Raw genomic sequence first — 15,809 nt, forward strand, 5'->3', positions numbered from 1 at the left:
ACTTACTCCTTTTCACGCGATTGGAATCTGGCCAGCAAAGCCCCCACAAGGTAGGGAACTAAGGTCAGGGCCATGACCCACCAGATAATGTTGGGCACCTGCCAGAAGGCACCTTGATAGAGTCGCCAAGCCACTAGCAAGGCCGAGACGCTGATCAGGTAGCTGACCTGGTTAAGCAGGTAGCGCCCTGCTGGCTTCTTGGTCGGGTCTAGTTTGGCGTTGACATATAAATAGAAGCTACTTAATAAGAAGATAGAAAAATTAGGCTGGCTCATGCGCAAGAACCAGGCAACCAGGCTGATTAAGACCAGGGCGGCCAAAATCAAATAGAGGATGGGTTGGCCCGCATCATAGACCTGATTTTTGAAGTGAAAGGCCCCCATGCCTAAGCCCCGCTGGGCCAAGAGCAGGACCGCCACTAAGACCATCAGCAGGCCAAAGGTCCAGCCAAAGGCCGGCAACCAGGTCTCTTGCCAGACCGCCAAGAGGCCCAAAACCAGGGTAGCCAGATAGAGGCCGGCCAAGGGCAGACTGGACAGGGCCAGATAGCGATAGCCCCTGCTATCCAAGTAATGAGGGAAGTGTCCCCAGTTGTTGACCGTACTATACTCTAGTTCGAAGCAGTAGCAGACTAAGGCGTTGCTGGCCACCAAGGGCAGCCAGACGGCATAGGCTTGGGGCCAAATCATGATTCCCAACCAGATTAAAATCTGTAAGCCAAAGCAAGCCAGACTACCAATGGTCGTGATGAGACCCGCCAGCAGCATGCAACGGTTGGTTGGATACCAGGACTTGCCCACCAGCTCTTCCCAGCGCTGATTGACCCGCTGGCCAAGGGCTTGGGTCAGGTCAGGGTCGCCCTTGAGGCTGGGGACATAGCCGATGAGGGTGTAAAGTACCCGTTTATTTTCTAATGATTCTAGGGGCAGCTGCTGGAGGGCCAAGAGGAAGTCTTCCTGGGGCACCTGCCAGTCCTTATTGGCTTGGTCGACTAGGAGTTGCTGCCAGGCTGACCAGTCATTGAATTGGGCCTTGACCCCGGCCAGGTTCTGGACCAGTCGATTATGAGCCACCTGCTGGCTGAATTGGCCCGACAGGCCTGACGCCATCCAGGCTTCCAGGTCAAAGTCGGTCCAGTCGGTCCTTGACTGCTCATACGGATCATCCAGGTCATTAAACAAGCTGGCGATGTCCTGGCTAGCCCCCCGCTGACTGAGGGCCCATTGGTAGGCCGCTTCTAGTTGGGCCAGAGCCTGGGCATCCTCCTGCCACTCCTCATAGCGTTGGCGATAGGCTGCCTCTAGGACCGCCTCATCCTCTGTGGGACCCTCTAGGCCCAATATTTCATATGCTAACATTTTGTCGCCCCCTCCGTCGCGCGGTCATATTTTTCTGCTTGATTTTCGTGCTTCTATTGTACTACAGATTGAGGCCAGTTGAAAGTTAGGGCCTTTTCTTGGGCAAGGAGCGCCTGGGTCTGCTATACTAGAGCTAAACATCCATAAGGAGGGATTAGTATGGTATTAGGCAATTTATTCCAAGGCCTTTCCGGCAATATGAGCGAGGTCTCCAAGGACAGCTTGGCCAAGGACTACGGCCACCTCTTAATTGAAAAGGAGGAAATCCAGGCGGGCTATGCCCTCATTCGGGACCTGGTTATCTTCACCAATATCCGCATCCTCTTGGTCGACCGCCAAGGCACCACCGGCAAGAAGGCCCGCTATAAGACCATCTTCCTCATGAACATTATTAATGTCGAGCTAGAAACGGCTGGCGCCATGCTGGATGACAGCGAACTGACCATTGAGTATCTGGATAACATCCGCCTCAAGGCCCACACCGAAAGCCGTCAGACCCTGACCCTAGAATTCCCCAAACGCTATGACATGGGTCCCCTCTATACCATGTTAATGAAACTGGCCTATGAGAACCGGCTAAGGGCTAATGGGTAGAGATTAGACATATAGTAGCTAATTAACTATTATTTAGCAAGTCAGAGATAAAAACTGGAAATAGGTCATCATTATAAGGGACTTATTTTCGGTTTTTGCATTAAAACCGAAAATAACCCACCTAATATAAGTAGGTGGATTATTTTATATAGCTTTATTCTTTAACTAGAACTGAGTTTGGAAACTTCAGAATAGTCTACTCTACTCAAATACTATATATAGTATGCAAAATCTCCAGCAACTTCTCATTCCGTGTTACTGGTCTTGAGTTACTTAAGTATTAGGAGTATAATTTGCTTGTAAGAATTACTGCTTAACCTATAAATTTATGCGTCTTTACGTATGAGGGCAATGGATAAGGAAGTAGCAACACATGATTAACTAGCCGTATAGATTTAGATGGTTGTCAGTAAGCTAAAAAAGTTAGCAAAAGCTTTGACATTTTTGGCAAAAAGTACTATACTATGGTTAATCTTAATGAAGGGCAGAGGTTCTGCCAACCGAAAGACCGTAGGTATTAGTATCTACGGTCTTTTGCGTTTAGGGGGATATTATAATGACCAAGCCGTTTAGATCCGTCACAGATCAAGTCGTAATCTTAGAAGCTAGGGGGCTTTCTTTCAAAGATAAGGCACAAGCAATGAAGATACTAGAGCGATACGGCTACTACGAAATTATTAATGGGTACAAAGATCCTTTCTTAGAGTCAAGTAATCCAGAGAAATATATATACGAGGCATGTTTTGAAGATATCTATGCTTTGTATTCTTTCGATGCTGCACTTAGAGACTATACCTTAGTCACTATGTTAAACATTGAGAGGAATCTGAGAGCTATCGTTAGCTACACCATTGCTGAAACATTCGGCCATTTAGAAAGCGACTATTTAAAACGCTCAAACTACAAAGACGGCAAGAAATACAAAGATGGCTATAAACTTGATCAGCTATTACTAAAATTCAAAAAAATCATCCATGATGATACTCAGCCATTTAAGCACTACAAACAGGCACATGGCAATTGTCCGCCTTGGATTCTAGTCAAAGGCATGACCTTTGGCAATCTCATTAATTTTATCAAACTTCAAAAATCAGAGATTAAGAGTCGAATTATAGCTAGATGCTACGGAGCGGAAGAAAGCTCCATCACGGAGGAGCTTAAAACTTTCTTCATGGAATCAATGTATTTGTTCCTTGCCTACCGTAACCGTTGTGCTCACAGCGGTCGAATCTATAACTATAAATCGTCGAAAGCAAAAGTCTCCTTCTGCGCCCCTATCCACGCCAAGCGAAAGATTAACGAAGCAAAATATCGACAAGGCTTCGGTAAAAATGACTGGAATGCACTCCAGTTAGCCCTTAGCTTGTTTGATGATAAAACTCCAGCGAAGCTCTTCGACCAAAATCTGAAGGACTTACTACTAAAATATTCTCATATTTTCCCTGATAGCAATGATTTCCTAACTCAAGAAATGAAATTACTACCCGAGCAAATCCAAGCTATTTTAAAGGATTGACAGTAACATGAAAAGCCACCCTTGAATACAATGTTCAAGGGTGGCTTTTGAGCTCGGGGCAATAGACAGTGCCCCTGACATCCCAGGAGGGATTCGAACCCCCGACCGTTCGCTTAGAAGGCGAATGCTCTATCCAGCTGAGCTACTGAGACATGATGTATTCGCAAGTCGAATACCTATCTATTTTACGGCATGGGACGGCCTTTGTCAAGGTCTGTCAGGCCTGGGCTGGCAGATGAGCTAGCCTGGTCCTAAGCCGAGACATCGCAAGCGCCCCTTCTCGGTCGGCTCTTTTACTTAACTTGAGTCCTGGCCTCCCCTTCTCAGCTAGCTCCCAAGTCCAAAGCCCAGCCCATACAAAAAGAGACCAGGACCACCGTCCTAGTCTCCTAATTCTTAGCTTATTATGCTTGGCCAGTTGCTTTGGCAACGGCTTCAGCTACCAAGGCTTCTACTTCATCAACAGTGGTGCACTCGTTGATGGCTTTGTCAGCCAAGGCTTTCATTTCTTGAGAGTCCAACTTGGTTAAGAGGGAGCGCGTCTTCAAGATAGAAGTCGCTGACATAGAGAACTCGTCTAAGCCCATCCCTAAGAGGAGTGGCACAGCCGTTTGGTCCCCAGCCATTTCCCCACACATACCAGTCCATTTGCCTTCAGCATGCGATGCGTCGATGACGTGCTTGATCAAGGTCAAGATAGATGGGTTGTAAGGTTGGTAGAGGTAAGAGACTTGCTCGTTCATCCGGTCCGCCGCCATAGTGTATTGGATCAAGTCGTTGGTACCGATAGAGAAGAAGTCTACTTCCTTAGCAAATTGATGAGCCAAGACAGCCGCAGCTGGAATCTCAATCATGATCCCGACTTGGATGCCGTCAGCTACTGCCACGCCTTCAGCGACTAATTCAGCCTTGACTTCTTCGTAGAAGGACTTAGCTGAACGGAATTCGCTCAAGGTCGCGATCATTGGGAACATAATCCGTAAGTTACCATGAACAGACGCGCGTAAGAGAGCCCGCAATTGGGTCTTGAACATGTCGCGTTGGTCCAAGGAAATCCGGATAGCCCGGTAACCCAAGAATGGGTTCATTTCGTGTGGTAATTCCAAGTATGGTAACTCTTTGTCACCACCGATATCCATGGTACGTACCACCACTGGCTTGCCAGCCATTGATTCCAATACGGCCTTGTAAGCTTCGTATTGTTCATCTTCAGTTGGGAAATCAGCAGAGTCCATGTAAAGGAACTCAGTCCGGTAGAGACCGACTGCTTCCCCACCGTTAGCCAAGACACCGGCTACGTCTTTTGGCGTCCCGATATTGGCAGCCAATTCCACGTGTTTGCCGTCTTTGGTTACGGATGGTGCAGAGACCAGTTTTGCCCATTCTGCTTTTTGGTCAGCGAAGGCTTGGGCTTTTTGGCGGTATTCCGCTACTTCCGCTTCGCTAGGGTTAACAAGTACTTTACCTTCTAAGGCGTCGACGATCAGTAAGTCGCCATCCTTAACCACATGGGTTACTTCCTTGGTCCCGACAATGGCAGGAATTTCCAAAGAGCGCGCCATAATGGCTGAGTGAGACGTGCGTCCGCCAATATTTGTTACAAAGGCCCGAACGTATTTCTTGTTCAATTGCGCCGTGTCACTTGGAGTCAAGTCATGGGCAATGACAATGGCTTCTTCAGAGATAGTAGCTGGACTTGGTAACTTAACGCCTAAGAGAGCGGCAAGTACGCGTTCAGATACGTCTTTGATGTCGGCTGCACGCTCTTGCATGTATGGGTTGTCTTCCATTGATTTGAACAATTGGATGAACATGCCACTTACATCACGCAAGGCTGCTTCCGCATTTACCTTTTCGTTACGGATAGTGTTTTTGATTTGGTCAGTTAATTCTGGGTCGCCTAATACCAACAAGTGAGCTTCAAAGACCTGTGCCTCGTGGGCGCCTAAAGCGTCTAATGCCAAGTCACGAATGGCAGTGATCTCTTCTTTGGCTTGAGCCAAGGCAGCATCCAAACGCGCAACTTCGGCGTCAGTGTCTGCTACGGCTACTCGCTCAAAGCTCAAATCTGGCTCCGTTAATAAATAAGCAGGAGCGATGGCAATCCCATCACTCGCTGCAATACCCGCTAAGTAAGTCATTACTCAGCCAAGCCTTCTTTTTTCATAGTTTCAGTTACTGCTTCAAGCGCTTCTTTTTCGTCAGCACCTTCTGCCGTAATGGTTACGTCAGCGCCTTGGCCTACGCCTAATGACATAACACCCATGATGGATTTCAAGTTAACAGATTTACCTTTGTATTCTAAGTTTAAATCAGCAGAGAATTTGCTTGCAGTTTGTACCAACAAAGTCGCTGGACGTGCGTGAATCCCTGTTTCAGCTACAACGTGAAATTCTTTCTTTTCCATATCAAAAAAACTCCTTTGAAAAAATAGTTTAGAAGATGAGGATGTAATGGCGATTACATCTCTTCACGTACTAGGATAACATTTTTTTCCCGATAGAACAACCGTCTAGCATGAAAAAATGGCCCAAAGGCGAAATTTTTTTAAACGCTTTCCTAATTTAGCCCCATCCTAGTCGCTTTTTATCATGAAAATGTCTCTTTGCGGTTTTTTTCTAGAAATTCCCCTATATTTTTGGTTTGAAAAGGCTTATAATAGACTTAAAGGAGGGTCTCGTATGAAAATGATTGACGTCACCAATAGTCATTATGACTTGGTCACTAAACAGCTAGAATGTTCGGACGCATCCATTGTTAAGGTCTACACCCTAGGTCCTACAACCGTCTTCTATTCAGCTGCCCCAACCCACAAGAATATCATCGTCATCAATAAGAACCGCCCTGTGCGCGCCAAGGAAATTGATTTTGCCATTGCCAAGCTCTTCCAGCAAAACAACCGCGACAATGTCGAAATCCTAGAGGCCCACAACTTTGTCGAGTTAGAACTCCGCCTATAAGCAGGCGGTTTTTTTCTTATATAAAATAAAAAAATAAGAGACTGAAAGGCCAACTTTCAGTCTCTTTTGCTTCTATTATTTTTCTTTGAGCAGCTGACGAATGTCTTCTAGACAAGTCCGGCGCAAGAGGCGGCCGTTCTCGAAGACTGGTAGCAAGAGGTTGTCGCAGCCTGCCAAACTTTCGCGGGTATGGCCGTCTTCGTAGGTCAGCTGACCTTGGTCATTGCGGTAAACCCGCACCCGGCCTTTTTGCGACTTCTTGGTGCCACCCTTGTCAGTCTTAGGCGCCTTGAAGATGGCCTTTTCCTGACCGTCGATGACCACTGAGGTCGCCTTGAGGGCGAAGCCGAAGGAGTCCCGGGTCATGGATTGATAGGACCGGCTGCCAATGCCGAAGACCACGTTGGAGCTAGCAAAGCCCTTGGCTGCCAAGCGCTCTAAGATCAGTTGAGCCCGTTCCAGGGTAATGGAGTCGCCATAGATGGCCCCGATATGCGGATCTAGGATCTTGTAGCCCAAGTCATTGACCTGGCCGCCAAAGGTATCCCAGAGGCACTCAATTAGCCCCTTTTCTTCTGGCGTTTGGCCCTTGCCAAATTCTTGGACCGTCCCGCAGAGAATGTCTTCCGGCACGCCAGAGTCAGGTCGGATGACTAGGCGGCCGTCTCGTTCCAGAATGACTGACTTAAGGGCTGGCAGGTATTCCCCTACCACGCGCCAGAAGTCCCAACTGTCGCTAACCACGCTGACAAAGCCCTTAGGATAGACATCCGTCAACAGGTGGCGGAAGAGTTCTTGCTCGCTGTCCTCGCCATAGGCACACATGACGCTGTGCTCAGTGGCCGGAATACTCATAATAATCGGCGCCTTTTCACAGTCAGCCTCATAGTATTCTTCATGGAAGCAACCGGCTGGGATGGTATCGGAACCCAAGAAGCTGAGCAAATGGGCTGCGCCAGATACGGTCGAGGTCATTTCTGAACTCATGCCCCGCATCCCGAAGTCATGGGCTTGGAAGTCCACGCCTTCGACCCCACCTGTGGTTTGCAGGCTGAAGCTTTCCAAAATCCGGCGGTAGCCATCCGCCACAGTGGCGCTAGTCATCGGCAACCAGAGGGTGTTGAGCATGGTGGTTTCTAAGTAGCTAGACAACCAGAAGAAGTCCGGATGGGTATTCTCGATGGTCAAAACTGGCACCTTGATAGGCGCCCGGGTCCCTTCAGCTAGGGCAGAAATTTTAATAGGCAGAAAGCCTAGATCGTGCAGGGCCTCCAAATGAGCCACTGGCACTGGGTCCAAGCCTAGGGAGTGCTTAACGAAGCGTTGGTAGTCGGCGATGACTTGACGCTTAGGCTTTTGGAAGAAGCCCTCATTGAAGCGTCGGATCAAGTATTCCTTGATATAGTATTGGATCCCGAAGACCACCACATGTTGGCTAAATTGGGCCCGTTCATTGGAACGTGGGGTCAAGACTGAGTAGACATTTTCGGTCTTGGCTGGGTATTGTTCCCGGTGGGAGAGTTTATAGAAATCTGCTAAGAGGGTAACTGGCGTATTCATGGGCCTGGCTTCTTTCTATGAGCAAGTGATTAGAGTAATTTTTTCAATTCAATGTCTGGGTACTTGTCCTTGAACCAATTTTCAGCAAAGGCGTTCTCGAACAAGAAGACCGGCTGACCGAAGCGGTCCTTAGCCAAGAGGTTACGGCTGGAAGACATGTTAGGGTTGAGGTCCTTCTCGTCAATCCAACGGGCAATCTTGTTGCCAATTGGGGTCATGTCCACTTCCGCATTGTACTCATGCAGGAGGCGGTACTGGAAGACTTCAAATTGCAGCTGACCGACTGCCCCGATAATGTATTCTTCGGTGTGGTAGGTCTTGTAGAGCTGGATGGCCCCTTCTTGGACTAGCTGCTCAATCCCCTTGTGGAAGGACTTCTGCTTCATGACGTTCTTAGGCGTCACCTTCATGAAGAGTTCCGGCGTAAACTGTGGCAGTGGCTTGAATTGCAGACCGGCATTGCCCGTGTAGAGGGTGTCGCCAATCTGCAGGTTGCCTGTATCATAGAGACCAATAATGTCCCCGGCCACGGCTTCTTGCACTTCTTCCCGGGTATCGGCCATGAATTGCGTGGTGTGAGCCATGCGGATGGTCCGCTTGGTCCGGTTGAGAGTCACGTTCATGCCCTGCTCGAATTTGCCTGAACAGATACGGACAAAGGCGATCCGGTCGCGGTGGGCTGGGTTCATGTTGGCTTGAATCTTGAAGATAAAGCCAGTAAAGCGTTCATCGGTTGGCTGGACCACTACCCCTTCCTCTGCCTCCACTGCGGCTGGCGCTGGCGCCAAATCCACAAAGGCATCGAAGAAGGTTTGAACCCCGAAACCGGTTAAGGCTGACCCGAAGAAGACAGGTGTCAACTTGCCCCGGTTAATGAGCTCACGGTCGAAGGCATTGCCCGCTTCTAACAAGAGCTGGGCATCTTCCATGGCTTGAGAGTAGATAGAGGATTGCTTGAAGGCATGGTCGCCTTGGGCTTCCCCATCTTCATCTAGGGGAATATAGCTGTCCTCTTCCCCGTCCAGACCGCGTAGTTCTACCCGGTTATTGTAGAGGTCGTAGAGACCCAGCAAGTTTTTCCCCATACCCATTGGCCAGTTCATGGGATAGGCATCAATGCCTAGGACCTCTTCCAGTTCGGCCACTAATTCTAGGGGCTCGCGACCGTCCCGGTCCAACTTGTTCATGAAGGTGAAGATGGGAATCCCACGCATGGAGCAGACTTCGAAGAGTTTCTTGGTCTGAGGCTCAATCCCCTTCCCTGAGTCCACCACCATGACCGCGGCATCCACCGCCATCAGGGTCCGGTAGGTATCTTCCGAGAAGTCCTCGTGCCCTGGGGTATCCAAAATATTGACTTGATAGCCATCATAGTCCACCTGCATAACCGAAGAAGTAACGGAGATCCCCCGTTGTTTCTCGATTTCCATCCAGTCGGACTTGGCAAATTTCTTAGACTGCTTCCCCTTGGCCTTGACCGTCCCGGCTTCCCGGATGGCCCCCGAGAAGAGCAGGAGTTGCTCAGTAATGGTCGTCTTCCCCGCGTCCGGGTGAGAAATAATGGCAAAGGTCCGGCGCTTGGCTACTTGACTTGTTAAACTCATATTAGGCTCCTTCTTAGTAAGCAAAAGCCCGTGGTTGGTTGACACGGGACTTGAGGCTTATGATCGTTTCTTCTTGTTGTGTTTGGGTTTAAAAGGGACGAGCTTGCGGTCAGCCTCGCTGACTGGGCTGGAGGACTCTTCCCCTACGGGCGCTTCTTCATAGACTTGATCAGACCCGACAACTTTCTTGACTGCTTGGAACTGAGAGGAGGCGTCGTCCTCCTGGTCTTGCTTATCTTTGGCAGATGTTGATGACGCGTTCGATTGGGGCGCCTCTTGATTAGGCTCGACCGTCATCACTTCCTGGATTAATTTCTTCAATTCCTGCTTCTCTTCTTCAGTCAGGCTGCCGTCTTGTAAGAGGTGGCTTAAATCTTCCCGACCCTTAAGGCTAAAGCCGTCGTCGGCCACGTATTCCTGAAGCTGGATGTTGAAGCGATTGACTTCCTTCTCTGGATAGAGGGCATCAAAGTCAGTGTCTTTGAGGATGGCTTCATACTGTGACAAAATAGTCATCATTTGGGCCTTCATCTCATTGAGCTGGTCCTTAAGCTGGGCCCCGCCTTCCACCAAATCATGGCTGTAGGCGGCGAACTCTTCCTTGTATTGGACCACTTGTTGGTTGGTCTGATCGACTAGGCGTTGGGCCTCTTCCGTCGATTCTTGGACAATCTGGTTACCTGTGCGGCGGGCATCCACAATCCCGTCCTTAAGGGCTTGTTCCATGTCCTGGTATTTGACCATGTCTGCTTGCAGCTTGGTCACTTGTGCTTGGATGTCAGCGACTTGCTTTTCCAGCTCACTAATGCGCTGATCCTTGGATTCAATGACGCGTTCTACCTGACTACGATTGTAGCCGAAGAAGCTTAATCCAATATGGGTTACTTGACTCATATGGGTCACCTTTCTACTCATTCTAACTGTCCCTATTAGTTTATCAAAAAAACGGCGCCTTGGCATCCCTTTTTTGATAATTTTTCACTTATTTTGCCCCTAAATGAAAGGCCTGGGCGATATTAACCGGCGTCTGGCTGTTAAGCAAGACCAGCAACTTGATGCGAGCCTTGACCCCGCTCAAGCCCTGAGTGAAGATGACCCCGGCTTGGCGCAGCTGCTTGCCGCCCCCTTCATAGTCATAAACATCTTCCGTAATGCCGTTGAAGGCCCGCGACACCATGACTACTGGCAGGCCAGCCGCCAGCACCTTCTTAAGGCCAGCTAAGCTAGCAGGTGGCAGGTTACCTGCCCCTAAGCCTTCTATGACCAGACCATCATAGGCGCCTGAGTCCACAATGTGATCAAACAAATCAGCCGTCATGCCCGAGTAAGCCTTGAGCAGGGCTACTTGCTTGGTCAGCGCCTGGAGTTCATAGTGCTCGGTATGGATCAACTTCTGGAAGTAGAGGACCTGGTTCTTAGACACAATCCCATTGGGGCCAAAGGTTGGCGTCTGGAAGGTGGCCACATTGGTAGTGTGGGTCTTAGTCACATAGGTAGCCGTGTGGATTTCCTCGTTCATGACCACCATGACCCCCTTGCCCCGCGACTGGTCGGCAACGGCGGTGACAATAGCCGACCGCAAATTGGCTAGGCCATCCGAGCCCATTTCATTGCTGGAACGCATGGCCCCGGTAATGATGACCGGAATGTCTAGATTCAGGGTCAACTCCAGGAAATAGGCCGTCTCTTCCAGAGTGTCGGTCCCGTGGGTGATGACCACCCCATCGAAATCGGCCTGATGGGCCTCAATCCAGTTCTTGAGCTCCAACATATGTTGGGGCGTCACATGGGGTGACGGCAGGTGGAAGAAGTCAATGATGGTTAGGTCAGCCAAGGAACGGAAGAGATTGCCTTCCTGGCTGAGCGGATTGGTGGAAGATGGCGAGACCTTACCCGTGGTCTGGTCCTCACTCATGGAGATGGTTCCCCCTGTGTTTAATATGGCAATCCGTTTCATCCCTTGCCTCCCTCCTTTGGTCCTAATCGGCTATACAATACTTGCACCCCTTATTGTAACATGAATGCCCCCCAGTGTCTGTAACAAATTCCCTACAAAATAGCCGACTCAAGGCTAAAAAAAGAGGCCCTGGGGCCTCTTTTAGGTGTGCTTAAATTGGCTTAACTAGGAAAAGAGTGAGCCCGAGTCAGCCACACTCATCAGCTGAAACTAGCCAAACGAGTTAGACAAGACCAGTCAGGCAAGTGAATCTAAGCCAACCGAGCTAATTAGCCTAAGTCAATCTAGCAAGTGAGTCCATGCCAAGCGAGCTAGTTAGCCTGAGTTAATCCAGCTAGTTACCCGAAGCTAACTGTAGCAGATAGTCCAAGTAGTTGCCCTCATGGGACTGGAGCTTTTGTCTGATGCTGGCCACTTGATCCGGCTGGTCCGTAATGATGGCATCGACCGGTTTTTGCAGGTATTTGCGGATTTTTTCGTTGTCATTAATGGTCCAGACATAGACGGCCTTGCCCTGGTCGTGGGCTTGTTCAGCCAAGTAGTCCTGATAGGAGAAGTCTTCGATGACGAAGAAGTCTACCTGATTGTCGCCAAAGCCCCCTAGCTGGATGGGAATGACATAGCCGGTCTCGATTTCTGGCGCTAGCCGCTCAATTTCTTCCATGACCTTGAGGTCTAAGGACATGGTCTTATACTGGGTCTCTACACCCAGCTGGCGCATCTTATCGATAAAGATTTGAGCGTAATTGTCAGGCTCGCCCCCGTGAGGCTTGAGCTCGACCAGGAGCTTGACGCCCAGTTCTTTGGCTCGTTTGACATAGGCGTCAAAGGAAGGAATGGTGGCCTCCAGGCCGTCCTGGCGCACGGTCAAGCCCTCCACTTCCGTCAGGGTCATGTCCTGAACCCGGCGGTCAATGCCAGCCAGGCGCTTGAGGTTGTAGTCGTGCATGACCACGAATTGCTGATCCTTGGTCAGCAGAATATCCATCTCTACTTGGTCCACCCCTTGGGCAGCCGCCGCTTCCAGGGCTGGGATAGTATTCTCCACTCCCTCGGCCACATAGCCCCGATGGGCCACAACCTGCTGTTTAGTGTTAAGCCCACTGCTAAAGACTTCAAAGGCCGCCGAGCCATAGGCCATGGCACCCAGCAAGGCGAGCAAGAGGTAGAAGCGCCAACCACGTTTGCCCTTGGCCTGGGCTAGCAAGTAAGGCTGACTGTCCAAAGGCCGCCCCAGGAAAATCAAGAGAATGGACATGACGCCCACCTTGGTGAAGAGGCCAAAGGCGAAGTTGACGCCCCGATAGAGGGTCAGGACGCCGGCCTGGAACCAGAGATTATCGCCCTTTGTATTGATTAGGAAGGCTAGGCTGGCACCTAGAATAATAAATAGAAAGCCAAAGATAGCCAGGATTACTTCAAAGCCCAGCAAGGCGCCCACTAGCTTGCGCTTGCCCTGGCGCGTGGCCTGCCAACTCATTTTAAGCGATTGGGAGAAGGCCTGGTCGCCAATGACCATGAGGGGAACCGTGTAAATCAGACGCAGGTTGAGATAGGATAGGACTAGAAAAACCAGCCCCACCATAACCGTCCCCATGGGGGTCTTCATCAATTCACCCGTAATGAATTCCGGCACATAAATACCCTCCGTCAGACTGGACTCGAGGACCAAGCCACTGACTGGCAAGGTAATGAGCAAATAACCAAAAAAACTAACAAAGTCCAACCCGTTCAAGGATTTAAGCCGGCCCAGGGAATGGGTCAGCAAGCCTCGATAGGACAAGCGCTTGCCCTGGCGACAGGCATCAATCACATAGGCCATGGCCGACAGTTCCAGGTAGAAGAGCAAGGCGAAGACCGCCCCCAGCACCAGCAGAATACCAATACTAAGCGGGTTAGCCAGCAGATGACTAATATTGTTTTTGTCCAGGTTGGTCTGGTCGGCCGCAATCAGAGCCAGCCGGAAGAGATAGACCAGCAGCCCGGCCCCTAGCCCACTGACTAGGAATTGCAGGGCCGTCCCCATGGACAGCAGGACCAAGGCATGGCGCCTAATCAAACTTAGGGTCTGGCGGATGGGTTGGGCTTTGTGGTGTGTATGGGTAGGTGACATAGAACTTCCTCATTATCTTAATCTAAACTTATCCAGTCCCGAGAACTGGGTCTCGTTTAGCCTAACATAAAAGTGATAAAAATCATAGGGCCATTCGCCAAAAATAAGCACAAAAAAAGGAGCCGGAAGACGACTCCCAACTCCTTCAATTGATATTTTTAGCCCAAGTAAGCCTTCATGGTCCACAAGTGCTTGTCGTAGACAGCTTTCATGCCAATCAAGAGGTCTTGGCTGACTTCGTCGATGTCAGAGTGGATAGCTTCTTCCAATTGAGTGCGGAAGAGCTCGAAGTCGGCAACTGTTTCTTCGACCATTTGGCGCGCTGATTTTTCAGTCGTGTATGGCGCTTCCTTGATGGTTGCTAAGGCTAAGAATTCGCCTAAAGTTGAGACTGGCTTGCCGCCAATCATGAGGATGCGTTCTGCAACTTCGTCAAATTGTTCGTGAACTTCGTTATATTGCGTTTCGAAAAGTTCGTGCAATTTGTAGAAGTCTTGGCCCTTTACATAGAAGTGGTGTTGATGCAATTTTGCATACAAAACACCTAAGTTGGCTGTGATTTCGTTAAGACGTTGAACGGTTGACATAATCAAACACTCCTTTACTTTTTTGATAGGATGACCCTATCTATCTACCATTATAGACCTCTCAGATAGCAAAGCAAGGAATATGCACTTTTTATTAAGAATCATGTAAACCTAGGTCTTGTTATTAGAAGAGTAGACTGAGCAAGGCCAAGAAAGGCAGCCCGCCCTGTTTGACCAGAATGGCCTTGTCGCTAGTGACTGCCCCATAGGCCGCCACCACCAGAATGTTGATCAGCAAGACTATGGCCAACTCCTTAGGCGCCGAGGCAAAGTAAGCTGCGTAGAGCAAGGCCGCGCCAATAAAGCCATTGTAGACCCCTTGATTTTTCATGAGGGTATTGAACTTAGGCTCTGCCAGCTGCTCCCGACTAATAGAGAAAACCCGGCTGGTAGCTTGCGAAGTCGTCGCCACCGTCTCCAAATACATAATATAGAAGAAAAGCAAGGCTGATAAAGTTATGAGAATCTTTGAAATAATAGACATGGTAGAACTCCTTTAAGTTGGTTGGTTAGTAACCTTGTCAGTATAAAAAGGGATCCCCTAACTTGTCAAGCCTTGGGCTTGGCGCCGGAGCTTGTGCCCTGCTAGTGGGCCACTGGCTCTGCCTCTTTCCCAGGTTTCGGCCCTTTTCCGAACTTTCCGTCCTAGCTAGTGGTCCACTCTTTAAAGTGGACCACTGGCTCTGCCTCTGCCCCAAGTTTCCAGCCCTTTCCCGGCCTTTCCGCCCTAGCTAGTGGTCCACTCTCCAAAGTGGTCCACTGGCTCTGCCTCTGCCCCCGGTTTCCGGCCCTTTCTCAGCCTCTCCACCCCAGCCAGTGGTCCACTCTTCAAAGTGGTCCACTGGCTCTGCCTCTTTCCCAAGTTTCCAGCCCTTTCCCGGCCTTCCCACCCCAGCTAGTGGTCCACTCTCCAGAGTGGACCACTGGCTCCCAACAACAGGCTTCCTTCCCCAAAAGCCAAAAGAAAAAGACCAGCCCCATAGAGCTAGTCTTCCTCCTTAACCCAACTACTTAGCAGTCAGGACATATTTAGTTTGCGCCAAGGCTGCTTGTAAGCTGGCTTGATCTACCTGACCGGTGACGGTCACGCTTTTGCTGGCCAGATCAGTGGTTACGGCTTGGACGCCGGCTACCTGGCTAAGCAGGCTCTCAATAGTCTTGGCACAGCCACCACATTTCATGGCTTCTACAAGATAAGTTCTCTCCATCATAAGCTCCCCTTTTACTCTTAAGCCTTAAAACGACGCAGTCGCAAGGCATTAAGGATGACGGAAACGGAGCTGAAGCTCATGGCCGCGCCCGCCAACATAGGGCTGAGGAGCGGACCGCCAAAGAGGTGCAAGAGCCCCATAGCAACCGGGATGCCTAGCACATTGTAGGCAAAGGCCCAGAATAGGTTCTCCTTAATATTGCGGATGGTGGCCTGACTAAGCTTGATGGCGGTTGCCACGCTAGTCAGGTCGGAGCCCATGAGGACCATGTCGGTCGACTCGATGGCTACGTCTGTCCCCCGGCCAATGGCCAAGCCCACATCTGCCTGGGCCAGAGCAGGCGCATCAT

General features: G+C 50.0%; 14 protein-coding genes, 1 tRNA gene and 1 pseudogene. 3 read left to right on the forward strand and 13 right to left on the reverse strand.

Going from position 1 to position 15,809, the window contains the following annotated elements:
- Window positions 1-2 precede the first annotated feature (2 nt).
- Window positions 3-1,358: a hypothetical protein gene (locus Q0339_RS02610; RefSeq protein ID WP_298077233.1), complete on the reverse strand. Its 1,356-nt coding sequence runs from the start codon at window positions 1,356-1,358 to the stop codon at window positions 3-5.
- 159 nt (window positions 1,359-1,517) lie between these two features.
- Here Q0339_RS02610 and Q0339_RS02615 point away from each other — a divergent pair, with 159 nt between their 5' ends.
- Entirely contained in the window at window positions 1,518-1,952 is a 435-nt protein-coding gene (locus Q0339_RS02615) for a PH domain-containing protein (RefSeq protein ID WP_298077234.1), read from the forward strand.
- Between the two features lie 556 nt (window positions 1,953-2,508).
- The gene (locus Q0339_RS02620) at window positions 2,509-3,468 is read left to right on the forward strand and encodes an Abi family protein (RefSeq protein ID WP_298077235.1); all 960 of its coding nucleotides are present in this window, start codon (window positions 2,509-2,511) and stop codon (window positions 3,466-3,468) included.
- 78 nt (window positions 3,469-3,546) lie between these two features.
- On the opposite strand, the gene Q0339_RS02625 is transcribed toward Q0339_RS02620, so the two are convergent.
- From Q0339_RS02625 to Q0339_RS02635, 3 genes are all read right to left on the reverse strand, one after another.
- A tRNA-Arg gene (locus tag Q0339_RS02625) sits at window positions 3,547-3,620 on the reverse strand.
- 252 nt (window positions 3,621-3,872) lie between these two features.
- Window positions 3,873-5,609, reverse strand: coding sequence for a phosphoenolpyruvate--protein phosphotransferase (ptsP, locus tag Q0339_RS02630; protein ID WP_298077237.1), 1,737 nt, complete (start codon window positions 5,607-5,609; stop codon window positions 3,873-3,875).
- The gene (locus tag Q0339_RS02635; RefSeq protein WP_023391747.1) at window positions 5,609-5,875 is read right to left on the reverse strand and encodes a phosphocarrier protein HPr; all 267 of its coding nucleotides are present in this window, start codon (window positions 5,873-5,875) and stop codon (window positions 5,609-5,611) included. The genes ptsP and Q0339_RS02635 overlap by 1 nt, the downstream gene beginning before the upstream one ends.
- A 274-nt stretch (window positions 5,876-6,149) precedes the next feature.
- Between Q0339_RS02635 and Q0339_RS02640 the strand changes: the two genes are divergently transcribed.
- Entirely contained in the window at window positions 6,150-6,428 is a 279-nt protein-coding gene (locus Q0339_RS02640) for a DUF1827 family protein (RefSeq protein WP_035364153.1), read from the forward strand.
- Window positions 6,429-6,503: 75 nt separating this feature from the next.
- Here the strand turns inward: Q0339_RS02640 and Q0339_RS02645 are convergent, their stop codons facing one another.
- The 9 genes and pseudogenes from Q0339_RS02645 to Q0339_RS02685 form a co-directional block, all read right to left on the reverse strand.
- Window positions 6,504-7,988: a nicotinate phosphoribosyltransferase gene (locus Q0339_RS02645; protein ID WP_298077239.1), complete on the reverse strand. Its 1,485-nt coding sequence runs from the start codon at window positions 7,986-7,988 to the stop codon at window positions 6,504-6,506.
- A gap of 29 nt (window positions 7,989-8,017) precedes the next feature.
- Window positions 8,018-9,592, reverse strand: a complete 1,575-nt coding sequence (locus Q0339_RS02650; protein ID WP_070755870.1) for a peptide chain release factor 3 — start codon at window positions 9,590-9,592, stop codon at window positions 8,018-8,020.
- A gap of 57 nt (window positions 9,593-9,649) precedes the next feature.
- Entirely contained in the window at window positions 9,650-10,486 is an 837-nt protein-coding gene (locus tag Q0339_RS02655; RefSeq protein WP_298077241.1) for a DivIVA domain-containing protein, read from the reverse strand.
- 88 nt (window positions 10,487-10,574) lie between these two features.
- A complete protein-coding gene (locus Q0339_RS02660; protein WP_298077242.1) occupies window positions 10,575-11,549 on the reverse strand; it encodes an asparaginase in 975 nt (324 codons plus the stop codon).
- A gap of 334 nt (window positions 11,550-11,883) precedes the next feature.
- A complete protein-coding gene (locus Q0339_RS02665; RefSeq protein ID WP_298077243.1) occupies window positions 11,884-13,662 on the reverse strand; it encodes a glycerophosphodiester phosphodiesterase in 1,779 nt (592 codons plus the stop codon).
- A 158-nt stretch (window positions 13,663-13,820) separates the two neighbouring features.
- Complete coding sequence (locus Q0339_RS02670) at window positions 13,821-14,249, reverse strand: DNA starvation/stationary phase protection protein (protein WP_298077244.1); 429 nt, start codon at window positions 14,247-14,249, stop codon at window positions 13,821-13,823.
- Window positions 14,250-14,373: 124 nt separating this feature from the next.
- Window positions 14,374-14,733 carry a DUF1304 family protein gene (locus Q0339_RS02675; protein ID WP_298077245.1) on the reverse strand — a complete coding sequence of 120 codons (360 nt, stop codon included), beginning with the start codon at window positions 14,731-14,733 and terminating at the stop codon, window positions 14,374-14,376.
- 523 nt (window positions 14,734-15,256) lie between these two features.
- On the reverse strand, window positions 15,257-15,460 hold the full coding sequence (locus Q0339_RS02680; protein ID WP_298077246.1) for a heavy metal-associated domain-containing protein: 204 nt from the start codon (window positions 15,458-15,460) through the stop codon (window positions 15,257-15,259).
- Window positions 15,461-15,477: 17 nt separating this feature from the next.
- Window positions 15,478-15,809, reverse strand: a pseudogene (locus Q0339_RS02685) (heavy metal translocating P-type ATPase); the annotation flags it as partial.

The organism is uncultured Abiotrophia sp. (assembly GCF_938010525.1).
Classification (GTDB): Bacteria; Bacillota; Bacilli; order Lactobacillales; family Aerococcaceae; genus Abiotrophia.